The sequence below is a fragment of the Pseudoxanthomonas sp. JBR18 genome, from assembly GCF_028198165.1.
Lineage (GTDB): Bacteria > Pseudomonadota > Gammaproteobacteria > Xanthomonadales > Xanthomonadaceae > Pseudoxanthomonas_A.
Genome location: NZ_CP116339.1, coordinates 3,999,934 through 4,015,212, shown reverse-complemented (window position 1 = coordinate 4,015,212; position 15,279 = coordinate 3,999,934). Strand labels below are relative to the sequence as shown.

Sequence of the window (15,279 nt, the reverse complement as noted above, 5' to 3'; positions counted from 1 at the left end):
TCTATATAAATCAATGATTTACATTTGATTTTGGCGAGAAATTGAGGTCTGGGGCAGGACACAAATCGGGACACATCTCCCGATGCGCATCCCCCACCACCTCATCCGATCCTCCTCCGGTCACTGCTCCTTCCGCCAACGCGTTCCCATTGATCTGCAATCGGTCTTGGGTCGCAAGGTCATCAAGCACACCCTCCACACGAAAGAACTGCCTAGCGCGCGATTGCGCGCTTTGATGCTTGCCTCAGGCTATGCTCAGGCCTTCGACGTGTTGAGGGATCGACGTGTGGATAGGCTTTGCAAGAAAGACATGTCTTGGAACCGAGACCAAGCTCCACAGCGTCACACGGACCGATCTGGCGCATTGGTTTCAGCACTTGCGCGATAAGGGTGCTTCCACCCCGACCCTGATGAACAAGCAAAGCTATGTGGGCGGGAAGGGTGGGTTTTTCGATTGGGCAATTGCCTCAGGCTACTACCCAAGGGCGACAACCCGGCGTCTGGGCATGTGAGCTATTCACTTCGTGAGAAGCGGGCACGACGGAAGCTCGGCTTCAAGGCCTACGACCGAGAGCAGATTCAGGCGATTTTCTCGCCGGTCAGCTTCCCAAGGCTTTCTCCGAACGCCCGCTGGGCAGCGCTTATTGGCCTCTACACAGGTGCCAGAGCCTCTGAGGTCGGGCAGTTGCTGGTGGCCGATGTATTTAAGGAAGACAATCTCCCTTGCATCCGGATTTCGGACGAGGGAGAGCACCAGAAGGTCAAAACCGAAGTCAGCTTGCGCACGGTGCCGATCCATCCCGAGCTGCTGGCGCTTGGATTTTGGGACTGGGTGGAAAGCCGAAAAACTACTGGCCACAAGCGCTTGTTTCCGCAGGCCAAAGCAGATGCCATGAACGGGCAGGGGAACTGGATCACGAAAGCGTTTAGCCGATATCTGGCCGAGATCGGCAAGGACTGCAGCTGGGTTGCCCGTTTGAGAGAGCGCTTTGGGGTGAGCGAACGGCGTGCGCTGCGGATCGTGGCGATGTCGCGCTCAGCGTTTTCGTACAAGGCCAAAGCGCGCGACTGTAGCGCCATCCGCTTGCGGATGCGCAAGATCACGCAGACGCGCATCCACTATGGTTGCGAGCGGGTGCTGGTGATGCTGCGCCGGGAGGGGTGGCGCGATAACCACAAGCGCGTGCATCGCATCTACAAGGAAGAAGGCCTGTCTTTAAGGCATTGCCGGCCGCGTCGCAGCCGAAGCAGTCGTCGCAGGCAGCCGATCAAAATTGCGACCGCACCCAACACGCTGTGGGGAATGGACTTTGTGAGTGACGCATTGTTCGACGGCCGTCGGTTCCGGCTGTTGCCGGTGCTGGATCACTTCACGCACGAGTGTCTGGAGATCGTCGTCGATCAGTCCCTGCGTGCTGACGACGTGGCTGAAGCGGTGACGCGCCTGGTTGTTCAACGCGGCAAGCCGGAAGCGATCAAGGTGGATAACGGCAGTGAATTTGCTGGCAAGGTGCTCGACCGTTGGGCGTATGAGGCTGGCGTTGAGCTGGATTTTTCCCGCCGTGGCACACCGACGGACAACGCGATGGTGGAAAGCTTCAACGGCCGGCTGCGGCAGGAGTGTCTGAACGAACATTGGTTCTTGTCGTTGGCCGATGCGCGGAGCAAAATCGAAGCGTGGCGGCGCTTCTATAACGAGGAGCGTCCCCACAGTGCACTGGCATGGAAAACCCCTGCGGAATTCGCCCGAGAACACCGGTCCCAAGCGAATTCCCAGGTGCCGGAGAAGGTCGGAATCTCTACCGGCTGATGGCCCTGCGATCGGGGGTGGGTCACCATCGTGCTCACACCAGGCAAGACAGTGCCGTCGTCCTTGTAAGCCCAAATTCCCTTGACTGGAACGCCCTCGTCCTTCGCGCACTGGATTTCCCATTTCTGCCCTGTGGATTTCAGCGAGTTCTTCGTCGCGATTGCAAGGACGCCATCCGATCGCAGAATTCTGGTGCGGACCTTCTTCTTCCACTCGTCGTCGTATGCGTCCTTGACTGACATATCGATATATTCGAAAGGGGACTTGGTGTTAAGTGACTGTCTTTTGATCATGTCTCGAATTGCGACGTCTTCAATCGCGAAGGCAACGAAAATCACTTTATTGACCATAACTTCATCCTGAAGGCAGAGGTGATCGATTGCACGCTCGAATCCGGCCGTGCGTCACGGAATTAAGTTACACCATCCAGATTTGTGCTTCATTGCGCAGTGCAGCACAACGGGAACGAGTCGCGGCGCGGTCGTTTCTATTCGCATACTCTATATTTCGTCAGGAATGATAGACAGTGGATAAGGTGCGGCTGAAATCGGTCTGCCAATTTGCTTCGACTCCCAAGAAAATCTCGCCGCTTCGGATGCAAGCGATTTTATCATTTCTGAGACTACTAAAATGTTTGTCGCAATCATAAGGGGCGGTTGATCATTTATTCTAGAAGCGGTTTCAATGAGTATTCCAGCGATCGATAGTTGCAGCTTTTCCGGGATTTCGGAGTCGACGTCTAATGGGCAGTTAAGAACTCTGAATACTGCCCCTCCACTTATGCCCCGAATGCTCGGCATCTCACTTAGGGTATTATTTTCGAACTTCATGCCATAGTAGACAAATGCTAGCGAAGCGTCGTCAATTATACTGTCACCGATTTGGACACTAGCCATTTGACCCGATATGCGTCTAGATCCATAGAGTGCTGTGGGGATTATAGATAGTCCATAGATTGTTGAATTTAAAATGGGAGCGGTGGTCAGTTTTAATGGGTAGCCCGCCATCACGTAGAGATCGTCGTGGCTGTTTGATGTAATTTCTATCTCGCCGAGAGATTTTTCCAAGCCAACGGTGAGCAGTTCTCCCGTGATCTCAAGAACGGCTGTGTCAAGAATCAGCTTCTCCTTTCCTATTGGGTGGTCATAGGCTGCTATCCACGCGGATCCTGCTAATTTGAATATCCCGAAGCTTGTGGATAGCCTAATCGTATGAGGGGTGTTCGGCTGAAACCAGTTAGACAAAACGTGCTGTGCTGTGGCCAAAAATAATCTATCGCCGGTTCTTATCAGAATACCGGAGCCTATCTGCTCATCGCCCTTTGACTGGGTTTCCCGCTTAAGGACCACGACGGATTCATGCGCCTGTTCAGATATTTCCGGAAGTATCTTCTGGTAGCGAATGAGCTCTTTGGCCCCGTCTCCGCCTAAAGCGTACGCCTTGAACTCTTTCTTTCGCAATCTAATTCCTATTCGTTGGTGGTTCTATAAGTATTTTATGTAGCAAAGGCGTATTGCCGTATATGGCGCCTTCGTTCTTAGTCTAGCCCGAGCTTTCTTCGAAGGAGGACGATGGCCATGTCTGCTTCGCCATTGGGCATGGTCTCGGCGGTGCATGGCACGCTGACATAGTAGCCATGGCCATTGCTACCGGGGGCGAGGTCGATTCCAGCCGCTGAGTAGGCTTGGAGAATCAGTGATTTCAGCGGATCGAATACTCCGATGCCCTTTCCTGCATCACGTTCACTCCAAACGTTTCGCAGCGCCTTTCTAAGCTCGGACATCAGCGCTACGAGGTGGGAATTAGCGTAGACGGGGCACAGGTCCTCAAGAAGGTCCGGCGCGTCGATAGCGTCCAAGTGTCCTAAGAGGTAGCCGGCCATCTTAAAGGGCATGGCGATGGGCTCGCCAGCGTTAATCAGAAGGCGGTTGACATCTCCGTGAGTTCGATATTGCTTGATCTGCTCTTGGGCGCGGGCCAACGAGTAGCCCGCTGCCCTATCCAACTCTGCCGCGTAGCGAAGCTTCAATGCTTGACGGTCTCCAATTGTCCCTGTCATCCGGCAGGCGGCGTATTCCTCCCAGGCCGTCAAGATGGTCTGCAAGAGCGTTACGTCTACCCATTCGCCCTCTGGCCTGGTCAGCATCAAGCCAGGCATGGCTTCGTCCCTCCACTTCAGTTCTGCCACATGTCCGAACTCGTGGGCGATGATATGCAGGGCGTCCAAGTGATACTCGTTGGTTGGATCTACGAGCGCAACGATGACGTTTGCGTTGTAGACCACGTGCGACATGACCTTGCCATCCCGCAGCACGTTCATTGCCTTCGCGACCGCGACCACGTCACCGTTGTTCGTGTATTGCGTTGCAATCCCCGACTCGTAACCCAGGTCAACAGACGCTAGGGCCGCGTCGAAGTCATATCCGACGGTGACGCCGGCAAGGCGTTCGAGGTCAAGGAAGCGGCCGCAATCGACTATCGCGACTGACATCTCGTCACTGAACTTCTGGATGAACTCCTGGTCATCCGGGAAGTTCATGAGAGCCAAGCTCAGGTTCGTCGGAACGGTCGAAAGGGGCAGTTGATCGGTCATGATGCTCGGATGCTGGAAGGGTCGGCTTATGGGCGTAGGGCGCGGTCTGTCAGCGGGTCTTGGTGTGCTTTGGAATCGACCGCCTTACGATTAACCGACCAAAGGAGGTAAAGGTCAAGTGTCCATAAATATTTATCTCGTTCCTGACACCAATGTGCTGATGCAGTGCCGTCAGCTCAACGAACTTCCTTGGAAGGATGAATTTCCAGGCGTTGATTCAATCACGTTGGTTCTGATCGCTCCGGTGCTTCGTGAAGTCGACAGGCACAAAGGGGGGCAGGGCCGCCTGGCTAAGCGAGCTCGCATCATCAACAGCCTGATTGGCCGACTTCTTGAGACGTCAGTAGTTGATCTGTCCGAAGGTCGAGTGCCGTCAGTGACTATGGTTTCGGGCGACGAGTTCCGGCCGGACGCTGGCCTTAGCGGCGGCCTCGACTACTCGCAAGCTGACGACGCGATCGTCGGAACAGTGTCAGCACTGACGCAAGCTGTGGCCTTCGCCGACCAGCAAGTGAAGCTTCTGTCCAATGATAATGGTGTCCTACTGAGCGCACGCCGGGTAGGGGTGGCATTCCATCGCGTTCCGCCCGACTGGCTGCTACCGGCTGAGGCTGATGAGGACCGGAAGAAGTTAAAAGCGCTCGAGGGCGAAATCGAGCAGCTCAAGAAAAGCGAACCCGCATGTGTCATTGAGGCAGAAGCCACGCCTTGGCGCTTTAACTGTGAAAGCTTTGAACCCTTAAGTGATTCAGAGTCCGATGCGCTCCTGGAATTGCTTAAGCGACGCTACCCGATGGAAACTGACTTTGGACCCCGCGAAAGTTCCACTCGCAGTGCTGCTCCAGGAATGCCAGGCCTAGCGGCATACCTCGGGCATGAGGAATTTGTTCCCGCGTCGGAAAACGAGATCCTGTCGTATCAGGAGGAAGCGTATCCGCAATGGCTGTCGACCTGTGAGGAATACTTCAAAGAACTTCATCAGAAGCTTGAGCGTTGCCAGCCTGCGCCGAGAATCATCTTGAAATTGCGTAACGACGGAGCGCGCCCAGCGGAGGATGTGCGCGTCACGTTTTCGATGCGCGGCGGCGGTTTGCTGATCAAGCTTCCCAAAGAGGAAGAGGAGCCCGTGCCACTGGGGTTTGAGGGTGGAGTCGAGTTGAAGGTGGAGATTCGCGGCCCGGATTTGGAGTTGCCGCGGCCTCCGGCTCCCCCAAAGGGTTCTTGGAAGAAGGTTAAAGCCTTTAGTTCATTGGACCATTTCGCATCTTTAGCTGGAAGTATCCAGAGGCACGAGCCTCTCTTCTCCGCTCATCTGAACAGGCTGCCTATGATGCCGGCAGCCCGGGAGATCGATTCGTTTTACTGGCGAGCCGGCGAGCGACCAGATGACCCTCGGCCTTCCACCGAGCTGACGTGTCAGCAGTGGCGGCATCGTTCATCACCTGAGTCCTTTGAGTTCGAGCTTGTATGGTTCGGTAGCAACCAATCAAGGAAAGCGGCGCTTCATGTAGAGATTCATGCGGCGAATCTGACCAGTCCGGTGGTTGCTGTGCTTCCAATCGAGGTTGCGGTTGAGGCGGGCGACACTTTGATGGAAGCAAAGGCATTGCTCGAAGGCTTGAGCAAACCCAGTGGCCTCACTCGTCCACTTCGAAGGTAGACACCTTGACCCACCCCCGATCGCAGGGCCATCAGCCGGTAGAGATTCCGACCTTCTCCGGCACCTGGGAATTCGCTTGGGACCGGTGTTCTCGGGCGAATTCCGCAGGGGTTTTCCATGCCAGTGCACTGTGGGGACGCTCCTCGTTATAGAAGCGCCGCCACGCTTCGATTTTGCTCCGCGCATCGGCCAACGACAAGAACCAATGTTCGTTCAGACACTCCTGCCGCAGCCGGCCGTTGAAGCTTTCCACCATCGCGTTGTCCGTCGGCGTGCCACGGCGAGAAAAGTCCAGCTCTACACCTGCCTCGTACGCCCAGTTATCCGGGGGTGGGTCAATGAGATTGGATATGAGTAAGCAGTCCAGCGAAGAACGGATCATCGGCCACTGCGGAGGGTTCCCCGGGAAGCTGAGGCCGGCAGCGCCCTTGCATCGTCCATGGCGCGAGGCGGTCGGCTTGCTCCGCGTGATGGCGACGTTTAGTCTGGCAGGCGGGGAGAGGATGATGTCTTGCACAAGGGGAAGCAAGGATGATGATCCGGGTATTCCTGGTCGATGACCATGCGTTGGTCAGGACCGGTCTGAAGATGATCTTGTCCGGACAGGACGATATGGACGTCGTTGGCGAAGCCGAGAATGGCGAAGACGCGCTGCCGGAGATCCGCAAGCTCAAGCCCGATGTCGTGTTGTGCGACCTGCATCTGCCGGGCCTGAGCGGGCTGGATGTCACCGAGCGCATCGTGCGCGGCGACTATGGCACGCGCGTGGTGATCGTCTCGGTGCTGGAGGACGGTCCGTTGCCCAAGCGGCTGCTCGAGGCGGGAGCCTCGGGCTATGTGGGCAAGGGTGGGGACGCCGCAGAGCTGGTGCGCGCCGTGCGGGAGGTTTCGCGCGGGCGTCGTTATCTGGGCTCCAGCGTGGCGCAGAACTTGGCGTTGTCCAGTGTGGACACGGCGGGGTCACCATTCGATGCGCTGTCCCCGCGTGAGCTGGAAGTGGCCATGCTGCTCATCCAGGGCCTGCGACAGGAAGACATCGCGCGGCGTCTCAGCCTTAGCCCCAAGACGGTCAACACGCACAAGTCGCGGTTGTTCCAGAAGGTCAACGTCCAGGACACCGTGTCGCTGGCCCGCCTGGCCGCGCAGTACGGCCTGGTGGATCCGGCGCGCGTGGTCTGACCCAGCACGCGCCGGTGTGCAGCGCCGATCAGGCGCTGCGTTCGCTTTCCGAATCGCTGCCACCTGCCGTATCGCCGGCAGCGGGGGCATCGTCGTTGTGTGCTTCGCTCGGCACCTGCGCGGGCTGCGACGGAGACGCAGGCTCAAACAGGTGGCGGGTCACCGAACGCGGAGTGGCCACGTCGGCAGCGAAGAACAGCGAACCGGCCGGTGGCGTGATCGGCTGAGGCTTGGCGGCCTGCTGCGCGGCTTCTGCTTCCGCGGCGGACGGGGCGACCTCGGCGGCGACCAGCAGGTCGGGCTGGCCCGCGGCATCGACGGTTTCCGCGGCGGTGGCGACGACAGGTTCCACCGGAGCCGGGGTTGCGTCGGATGGCGTGTCCGCCTCGGCAAACGCTGCGGTGGCGGGTGTCTCCTCCACCACCAACGGCGCGATCTCCTCGGCAGGAGCGACTTCCGAGGCGACTGCCACGGCGACCGCGGCTGGCGTCATGACCTGCGGCGCCGGGGGGGCGGCTGGTTCGGAGGAGGCCTGCGGTGCGGCCTCGGCGGCGTCCTGGTTCTGCTCGAACTTGGGTTCCGGCGTCGCATCGGCGACGGCAACCACTGCGGCCGCGGCCGCAGTCACGGGCGCGCTGGCAGGCTGAGCACTTGGCGCGGGTGCCGGCGTTGCCGGCTCGGCATCGTCGAAGTCGAACTCGGGCTGGGAAGAAGACGCGATCACGACCGGCTCTTCATCGCCCGCCTGGTCGGCGTCCGCATCGTGCTGGTCGTGCGGCGCTCCATTGCCTTCGCCATTGCCACGACGGCGACGGCGACCGCCGCGACGGCCACGGCGACGGCGCGGGGTGCCGTTCTCATCGCCGGATTCGGCTTCGTTCGCTTCGTGCGTGTCCTGCGCCGCGTTGGCCTCATCGGTCGCTTCCTGGCCTTCGGGTACAACGGGGGTCAGGGTCTCGGTGTCCTCGACCTGAGGCTTCTTCTCGCGTGGCTTGCGTGCTTCCGGGGCTTCGCTGCGCGCCTCGGGGGCAGGAGCGGTCTGAGGCGCGGTGTCCTGCTGCGCCACGGTTGCGCCCTGCACGAGCGCAGCGGCCGCAACGGCGGCGTTGACCTCGTTCTGGACCTCGGGCGTTTTCTGCTGCGGCTCACGCTGGGGCTTGGGACCCCGCTCGTTGGCCTGCGCAGGTGAGGGACTCTTGTCCTGCTGCTTTTCCTGCTGCTTGGCCTTGGGCTGCTGCCTGGCCGGCTTGCCCTGCTGCTCGCCACGATTGCGCGGCTGCTGGGCGCCACCGTTGTTCTGGTTCGCCTCCTTGTCCTTGTCCTTGTCCTTGCCACGCTCGCGTCGCTGCTGGCCGTTCTGGCCGCCGCGACCATTACCACCCTGGCCGCGGTTGGCGTCACGGCGCTGCTGCGGCGCGTTGCCATTGCCACGCTCGGCGCGACCCTGGCGACTGTCGTTGCCGCGTGCGGGCGTGGTCGGGGAGGCCGGCGCAGGGGCACTGGCGGCACCGAACACGCGCTTGAGCCAGCCGACCACGCCGCCCGGCGCGACGACCGGCTGCGGAGCAGGCGCCACGGGGGCCGGCGTGGGTTCGACCGGGGCCGGTGCCTCGCGCTCCTGGCGGACCGGGGCAGGCTGGGCGTGCTTGACCGTGGTCACCGCCGGGGCGGCGGGGATGTTGAGCTGGGCCTTGGTCAACGCATGCACCGGCAGCTTGCGCGGGGTGCCGCGCTGATAGCTGGGCTTGCTGGATTCTTCGCCCAGCTCGTTTTCGCGCAGGCGCGTGACCTCGTAGTGTGGGGTGTGCAGCTGCTCGTCGGCCACGATGATGATCGGCGAGCCGTGGCGCTGCTCGATCTCGCGCAGCGCGCCGCGCTTTTCGTTGAGCAGGTAGTTGGCGATCTCCAGCGGCGCCTGCACCAGGACCTGCCCGGTGTTGTCCTTCATGGCGTGCTCTTCGGCCACGCGGATGATGGACAGCGACAGCGACTCGACGCTGCGCATGCGGCCATGGCCGTCGCAGCGCGGGCACACGATCTGGCTGGACTCGCCCAGGCTGGGACGCAGGCGCTGGCGCGACATCTCCATCAGGCCGAAGCGCGAGATGCGGCCCAGCTGAACGCGGGCGCGATCGTACTTGAGCGAATTCTGCAGGCGGTTTTCCACCTCACGCTGGTGCTTGTTGGACGCCATGTCGATGAAGTCGATCACCACCAGGCCGCCCAGGTCGCGCAGGCGCAGCTGGCGGGCCACTTCCTCGGCCGCCTCGCAGTTGGTGTGGAACGCGGTCTCCTCGATGTCGCCGCCCTTGGTGGCGCGGGCCGAGTTGACGTCGATGGCAGTCAGCGCCTCGGTCTGGTCGACCACGATCGAGCCGCCGGACGGCAGGCGCACATTGCGCTCGTAGGCGCCCTCGATCTGGGATTCGATCTGGAAGCGGTTAAACAGCGGGATATCGTCGGTGTAGTGCTTGAGCTTGCGCAGGTTGTGCGGCATCACCTGCTGCATGAACTCCTGCGCGGTGGCGTACAGCTCCTCGGTGTCGACCAGGATTTCGCCCACGTCGCTGCGCAGGTAGTCGCGCAGGGCGCGCACGATCAGGCGCGACTCCTGGTAGATCAGGAACGGCGCCGGCTTGGCCAGGGCGGCCTCGGCCACGGCCTTCCACACGCTCAGCAGGTAGTCCAGGTCCCACTGCAGCTCTTCGGCGTCGCGGCCCACGCCAGCGGTGCGGATGATCACGCCCATGTCGTCGGGGATGGTCAGCGCGTCCATGGCGGCCTTCAGCGCGGCGCGGTCGTCACCCTCGATCCGGCGCGAAACCCCGCCGGCGGTGGGCGAGTTGGGCATCAGCACCATGTAGCGGCCGGCCAGGGAGATGAACGTGGTCAGGGCCGCGCCCTTGTTGCCACGCTCGTCCTTGTCGACCTGCACGACCACTTCCTGGCCTTCGCGCAACAGTTCACGCAGGCCGGCCTTGTGGTGGTCCACGCCGGCCTGGAAATAATCGCGGGAGATTTCCTTCAGCGGCAGGAAGCCATGGCGCTCGGCGCCGTAGTCGACGAAGGCCGCTTCGAGAGAGGGTTCGAGCCGGGTGATGCGGCCCTTGTAGATGTTGGACTTCTTCTGTTCCTTGGAGGGCTGCTCGATATCGATGTCGTACAGCGTTTGCCCATCCACGATCGCCACGCGCAGTTCTTCTGCCTGCGTGGCATTGATCAACATACGTTTCATTGTTGTGTTCCTCGCGCTCTACCGCGCGACAAACACCATGGCGTTTTGCCTCTGGAACGTTCGGCCGCTCCTCGCGCGCAGCGCGGGTGGGGCGGGTTGGAGCTTCCAGCGCTTCGACACCACGGCGAGCCGCGGGAGCGCTTTGTTGCGATGTCGGTGTTGCGGGACCGTCGGCGACAGGCCCAAAGGCCGGTTGCGCCGCGCGGGACGTGTTCAGCTTCGGATGTCTGACGCACCCGGCGGGTGTCGGGGTCTGCCGGCGAGCCGCTAACATGGCCGCCCCGAGGACGGTGGTCGCGCACTGTGCCGGGCTTCGCTGAAGAAAGCTGGGCTTCTGGCCCGTGACGCAACTTCCTAGCGAAATCAAACCCTTATCTCGCAGGCCGAGTGTAACAGACAAGATGGACAAATGACCGCCCCCTCCCACCCCGAAAACCCGCCTGCCCGTAGCGCCGTCCGCATGGTCGTGGTGCCCGCCGATCGCGGCGGCCAGCGCCTGGACAATTTCCTGCTCGGACAGCTCAAGGGCGCCCCGCGCAGCCTGGTCTACAAGCTGGTCCGCAGCGGCCAGGTCCGGGTGAACGGGGGGCGGGCCAAGGCCGAGCGCAAGCTCGAGCCGGGCGACGAGGTGCGCATTCCGCCGGTGAGCCTGGAGGAAACTGGCCCCCGCGCGGCGCCGCCGGCGGGCTTCCTGGCGCGGATGGAGGCGGCGATCGTGTTCGAGGACGCGCGCCTGCTGGTCATCAACAAGCCGACCGGAGTGGCCAGCCACGGCGGCAGCGGAATCAGTCATGGCGCCATCGAAACCATGCGCGCCCTGCGGCCCAACCAGTCCCTGGAGCTGGTCCACCGCCTGGACCGGGACACCTCGGGCCTGCTGATCCTGGCCAAGAAGCGTTCGGCCCTGACCGAGCTGCAGGCCTTGCTGCGCGAGGATGCCGGCCCGACAAAGGGCATCCGCAAGCGCTACCTGACCCTGCTGACCGGGCGCATGCCCGACGGGGTGATGACCGTCGATGCGCCGTTGCTGGTCGGGCTTCGGCAGGGCGGCGAGCGCCACGTTCAGGTCAACGAGGGCGGCAAGCCCAGCGTGAGCCATTTCAAGGTGCTGGAGCGCCGCGGCGGGCAGTCGTACTGCGAAGTGCTGATCGAGACCGGGCGCACCCATCAGATCCGCGTCCACGCCCAGCACATCGGCCATTCGGTGGCGGGCGACGACAAGTACGGCGACCCGGCGGCCAACAAGCGGCTACGGGACCAGGCGGGCCTGAAGCGGCTGTTCCTGCACGCCGCCTCGCTGGAGTTCGCGCTCGATGCCGGGCACACCCCTTACGTGCTCAATGCGCCGCTTTCGGAGGATCTGGCGGCGGCGCTGGATGCCCTAGCGTAAAGGCCAGGGCCAGGCCGGCATCAGGACTGCGCGGGCTTTTTTTCGTCCAGCGAGAAGCATGCGTCCGGACGGACCTGCGGGGCGGGGAAGTTCACCGGCACGTTGATGGTCTGGGCGAACGGCTGACCGCCGCGCGTGGCGGGCTTGAACTTCCAGGTCTTCACGGCCGTCATGGCCGCCTGATCCAGGGCGTCGTTGCCACTGCCATGGGCCACGGTGACATCGGTGGGCGTGCCTTCGGTGCCGACGGTCACCTTCAGGGTGGTCGTCCCGCCCTGTCCGTTGCAGGCCGCTTCCAGCGGATACTGGGGCGGCGGGGTCTGCACGGCGGTCAATTCGGTGGCAGCGGGCGCGGCAGGGGCGGCCTGCTCGTTGCCTGCCGGCGTCTGGTTGCATGCGGCCAGCAGCAGCAACGGCGCGGTCAGGGACAGGCGAAGCGATCGGTTCATGGGCTTGAGGTTCATTGTTCGGGGTCCAGGGCCTGCGCCTTGGCGGCGCAGATGAAGTCGTTCTCGCTCAGTCCGCCCACGTCGTGGGTGGAAAACCGCACCACGACGCGGTCGTAGTGCACGCCCAGGTCGGGGTGGTGGTCTTCGCGATGGGCGATGAAGGCCAGCGCGTTGACGAAGGCCAGGGTGCGGTAATAGTCGGTGAAGCGGAACGTGCGACTCAGGGCCTTGCCCTGTTCGACCAGTTCCCAGCCGGGCAGCTGCGGCATGAGTTCGGCGATGCGGGCCTGCCCGAGCCGGTGCTCGGCGCCGCTGCGGGGCAGGCAATGGGCCTGGGCCAGCGGAATGAGGTCGGACATGGCGGTTCTCCTGCGGGGCGCGCACTTGGGCGCGCGGGTCGGGCGGCTGAACGTACCACCGGGAGCCGTGAACGAGTGGCTCTGACGTGTCGGCGGCGGGCCGTTAGAATACGGGCATGATCCAGATTTCCGACACTGCCCAGAGCCATTTCCGCAAACTCATCGAGCGCGAGGCCACGCCCGGCCTGGGCGTGAGACTCAGCGCAGTGGACGCCGGCACCCCGCGTGCCGATGCGCGGCTGGAGTTCGCCGAGCCCCGCGACCTGGCTGGCGACGAATGGGTCGTGGAGTGTGAAGGCTTCACGGTCTATGTCGATGCGGCCAGCGTGCCGTGGCTGGACGATGCCGAGATCGATTTCGTCACCCAGGGGGCAGGCAGCCAGCTGACGATCAAGGCGCCGCACATCAAGGGCAAGGCGCCCGCCGAAGGCGCATCGTTGGTCGAGCGGGTGCGTTGGGTCGTCGAGCATGAGGTCAACCCGCAACTGGCATCGCACGGGGGCCGGGTGGCCGTGGAGGAAGTGACCGGCGAGGGCGTGGTGTTCCTGCGTTTCGGCGGCGGTTGCCATGGCTGCGGCATGGCCGATGTGACCCTCAAGCAGGGGATCGAGAAGACCCTGCTGACCCGCGTGCCTGGCGTGACGGCGGTGCGGGATGCGACCGATCACGACACCGGCCAAGCGCCGTACATGCCGCGCGACGCTGCCTGACCTCAACGCTGCCCGGTGACGACCGCCACCGAGATCATCGCTTTCCTGCGGGCGCGCCGGCCCGTGCACGTCGTCGAGAAGACCACGGGCCTGCCGCACGGCTGGGGCATCTGGCTGCGTAACGCGCCGACGCGCGACGGCCAGCTGACCTACGAACCCATCGCCCACATCACCGCGGCCGCGGTCGCCGCGATGCGCGCCCGGCCGCCTGCGCGGCCCGTGCCGATGGAGGGCTGGCGCGCGGCCCGCTCGCTGTTGTGGCAGCACTGGGATCCGCCCCCGAAGGAAGAACGTGGGACGCGCTGGGTCGGCCGGATCGGCAGCTTGGTGCTGCATCTGGGCTTCGTGTTTGTTCTCCTGCTCGCAAGCATGCTCACCGTGCCGGTGCCACCAGTGCAGGATCAGGAAGGACGGATCCAACTGACCCTGATCGGGCGTGGCACACAGGGGGAGGGCGGGGGCGCGGGGCCACAGACGCCTGCATCCCCAGCCGCAGCGTCCGCAACGGCAACGTCGGCTGATGAAGCTCCACAAGCGCCGGCCAAGTCCGCGCGCCGTCCGCCAGCCGCGGCGCAGGCCGCAGCCGCGCCGCCCGCGCCGTCGAACGCGTCTTCACCAGCCCAGCCAGAACCGCAACAGCAGGCGCAGCCCCCTGCGCCGGTCGCGGCCGCCGAGCCCGCGCCGCAGCCGCCCACGCCCGCTGCGACCGAGCAACCCCTGCAGGTGACGCAAACGCCGCAGCCCACCCAGTCCTTCGTCCTGCCACCGGTGACCCCGCCGCAGGTCACGCTGCCAAGTCCGCAGCTCAGCCTGCCGGAGACGAACATTCGGTTGCGCGAGGTGGAACCGGTGGAGACCCAGCAGCCGGTTGCCGTGCAGCAGGTCGCGCCGCGCGCGACGCCGGTACCTACGCTGGAGGCGATGCCGACCCAGGTCCGGCAGCGTGAGATTCCCATGCCCGAGCCCGTCCCGACGCTTCAGGCACCGCAGATGCAGCAGGTCCGGCCGACGGAGACAGCCGCCCCGGTGCGGCTGAGCCAGGCGGCACCGGCACAGGTGCGCCTGCGGGATGTCCCCTCTCCCCCCGCGCCGCAACCGTCCGCCGCGCAGCAGGACGGCGCCGCAATGGACGCCACCCCGGATGCGACCGCTGCCCAGTCGCCAGCCCCCGCGTCGACACAGGCGGTGAACCCGGCTGGCGCCGTTGCGGAGCCGTCCTCCACGGCTGCTTCCGCACCGGCGGAGGCGCCCGCATCGGCGACCGGGACAAGCGGCGCCCCCTCCTCACCTGTGGCAGGGCGCGAGACGGCGGGCAACCAGGCCGCACGGCCCGGTGCCGGCGCAACGCAACGCGATGACTGGGGTGCGCCGGGTCAGCAGGTCGCCGACGACTGGGGCGCAGCCAGCAAGGCCACGCCAGGGGACGCGGGCGGGCAGGGGCTGTTCAACGCTGATGGCAGTGCAAAGCTGCCGGACGACCTGGCCGGAGGCGGCAGCACCGTCAAGCCGGGCGTGCCGGGCTCGCGCCAGCAGGCGCGTTTGGACGCCGATCGGGCCGGCACCTGGCTGGATCGACCCAATATCGGCTATGAGCCGACGATGTTCGACAAGTACTGGCTGCCGGGGGGAAGCCTTCTGCAGGACTGGGTCCGCCGGGGCGTGCGTGAGATGGAGATTCCGATCCCGGGCACCAGCAAGCGGATCCGCTGCGTGATGTCGGTCCTGCAGGCCGGCGGGGCGTGTGGCGTGTACGACCCCAACAAGAACGACCATCCGGCGACCGCGCGTCCGCCGCCGGACATCCCGGTCAAGCGCCATCCCATCCCGGTCGGCAGCTGATCCAGGGTGGCAGTCAAAAAAACGGGCCCGATGGGCCCGTGCGGTTGGACATGGA

General features: G+C 63.5%; 11 protein-coding genes and 2 pseudogenes. 7 read left to right on the top strand and 6 right to left on the bottom strand.

Annotated features, from left to right (window positions below):
- Positions 1 to 82 precede the first annotated feature (82 nt).
- Together PJ250_RS20625 and PJ250_RS18090 are read left to right on the top strand one after the other, a co-directional pair.
- The gene (locus PJ250_RS20625; RefSeq protein ID WP_333909491.1) at positions 83 to 388 is read left to right on the top strand and encodes a DUF6538 domain-containing protein; all 306 of its coding nucleotides are present in this window, start codon (positions 83 to 85) and stop codon (positions 386 to 388) included.
- A 588-nt stretch (positions 389 to 976) separates the two neighbouring features.
- Positions 977 to 1,810: pseudogene (locus PJ250_RS18090) on the top strand (IS3 family transposase); the annotation flags it as partial.
- 500 nt (positions 1,811 to 2,310) lie between these two features.
- Here PJ250_RS18090 and PJ250_RS18085 read toward each other — a convergent pair.
- The gene (locus tag PJ250_RS18085) at positions 2,311 to 3,270 is read right to left on the bottom strand and encodes a hypothetical protein (RefSeq protein ID WP_271646002.1); all 960 of its coding nucleotides are present in this window, start codon (positions 3,268 to 3,270) and stop codon (positions 2,311 to 2,313) included.
- A gap of 77 nt (positions 3,271 to 3,347) precedes the next feature.
- Positions 3,348 to 4,403 carry a hypothetical protein gene (locus PJ250_RS18080; protein ID WP_271646001.1) on the bottom strand — a complete coding sequence of 352 codons (1,056 nt, stop codon included), beginning with the start codon at positions 4,401 to 4,403 and terminating at the stop codon, positions 3,348 to 3,350.
- A 118-nt stretch (positions 4,404 to 4,521) separates the two neighbouring features.
- On the opposite strand from PJ250_RS18080, the gene PJ250_RS18075 reads away from it, so the two are divergent.
- Positions 4,522 to 6,063, top strand: coding sequence for a PIN domain-containing protein (locus tag PJ250_RS18075; RefSeq protein WP_271646000.1), 1,542 nt, complete (start codon positions 4,522 to 4,524; stop codon positions 6,061 to 6,063).
- A 31-nt stretch (positions 6,064 to 6,094) separates the two neighbouring features.
- Here PJ250_RS18075 and PJ250_RS18070 read toward each other — a convergent pair.
- Positions 6,095 to 6,388: pseudogene (locus tag PJ250_RS18070) on the bottom strand (integrase core domain-containing protein); the annotation flags it as partial.
- A 206-nt stretch (positions 6,389 to 6,594) separates the two neighbouring features.
- Between PJ250_RS18070 and PJ250_RS18065 the strand changes: the two are divergent.
- Positions 6,595 to 7,242: a response regulator gene (locus tag PJ250_RS18065; RefSeq protein ID WP_271645999.1), complete on the top strand. Its 648-nt coding sequence runs from the start codon at positions 6,595 to 6,597 to the stop codon at positions 7,240 to 7,242.
- A 28-nt stretch (positions 7,243 to 7,270) separates the two neighbouring features.
- On the opposite strand, the gene rne is transcribed toward PJ250_RS18065, so the two are convergent.
- On the bottom strand, positions 7,271 to 10,477 hold the full coding sequence (gene rne / locus PJ250_RS18060) for a ribonuclease E (RefSeq protein ID WP_271645998.1): 3,207 nt from the start codon (positions 10,475 to 10,477) through the stop codon (positions 7,271 to 7,273).
- A gap of 409 nt (positions 10,478 to 10,886) precedes the next feature.
- On the opposite strand from rne, the gene PJ250_RS18055 reads away from it, so the two are divergent.
- Complete coding sequence (locus PJ250_RS18055; protein WP_271645997.1) at positions 10,887 to 11,867, top strand: RluA family pseudouridine synthase; 981 nt, start codon at positions 10,887 to 10,889, stop codon at positions 11,865 to 11,867.
- A gap of 20 nt (positions 11,868 to 11,887) precedes the next feature.
- Here PJ250_RS18055 and PJ250_RS18050 read toward each other — a convergent pair whose 3' ends face one another.
- Together PJ250_RS18050 and PJ250_RS18045 are read right to left on the bottom strand one after the other, a co-directional pair.
- The gene (locus tag PJ250_RS18050) at positions 11,888 to 12,316 is read right to left on the bottom strand and encodes an energy transducer TonB (protein WP_271645996.1); all 429 of its coding nucleotides are present in this window, start codon (positions 12,314 to 12,316) and stop codon (positions 11,888 to 11,890) included.
- Between the two features lie 11 nt (positions 12,317 to 12,327).
- Positions 12,328 to 12,675 (bottom strand): 4a-hydroxytetrahydrobiopterin dehydratase, encoded by a 348-nt coding sequence (locus PJ250_RS18045; RefSeq protein WP_271645995.1) that lies wholly within the window; start codon positions 12,673 to 12,675, stop codon positions 12,328 to 12,330.
- Between the two features lie 116 nt (positions 12,676 to 12,791).
- Between PJ250_RS18045 and PJ250_RS18040 the strand changes: the two genes are divergently transcribed.
- The gene (locus tag PJ250_RS18040) at positions 12,792 to 13,385 is read left to right on the top strand and encodes an NfuA family Fe-S biogenesis protein (RefSeq protein ID WP_271645994.1); all 594 of its coding nucleotides are present in this window, start codon (positions 12,792 to 12,794) and stop codon (positions 13,383 to 13,385) included.
- Between the two features lie 15 nt (positions 13,386 to 13,400).
- Complete coding sequence (locus PJ250_RS18035; RefSeq protein WP_271645993.1) at positions 13,401 to 15,224, top strand: hypothetical protein; 1,824 nt, start codon at positions 13,401 to 13,403, stop codon at positions 15,222 to 15,224.
- The last annotated feature ends 55 nt before the right edge of the window (positions 15,225 to 15,279 follow it).

What these genes read in the sequence shown, in the direction of transcription:
- PJ250_RS20625 (WP_333909491.1), top strand. Translation starts at nt 83, where the DNA reads ATGCGCATCCCCCACCACCTCATCCGATCCTCCTCCGGTCACTGCTCC.
- PJ250_RS18080 (WP_271646001.1), bottom strand. Translation starts at nt 4,403, where the DNA reads ATGACCGATCAACTGCCCCTTTCGACCGTTCCGACGAACCTGAGCTTG.
- PJ250_RS18065 (WP_271645999.1), top strand. Translation starts at nt 6,595, where the DNA reads ATGATGATCCGGGTATTCCTGGTCGATGACCATGCGTTGGTCAGGACC.
- rne (WP_271645998.1), bottom strand. Translation starts at nt 10,477, where the DNA reads ATGAAACGTATGTTGATCAATGCCACGCAGGCAGAAGAACTGCGCGTG.
- PJ250_RS18055 (WP_271645997.1), top strand. Translation starts at nt 10,887, where the DNA reads ATGACCGCCCCCTCCCACCCCGAAAACCCGCCTGCCCGTAGCGCCGTC.
- PJ250_RS18050 (WP_271645996.1), bottom strand. Translation starts at nt 12,316, where the DNA reads ATGAACCGATCGCTTCGCCTGTCCCTGACCGCGCCGTTGCTGCTGCTG.
- PJ250_RS18045 (WP_271645995.1), bottom strand. Translation starts at nt 12,675, where the DNA reads ATGTCCGACCTCATTCCGCTGGCCCAGGCCCATTGCCTGCCCCGCAGC.
- PJ250_RS18040 (WP_271645994.1), top strand. Translation starts at nt 12,792, where the DNA reads ATGATCCAGATTTCCGACACTGCCCAGAGCCATTTCCGCAAACTCATC.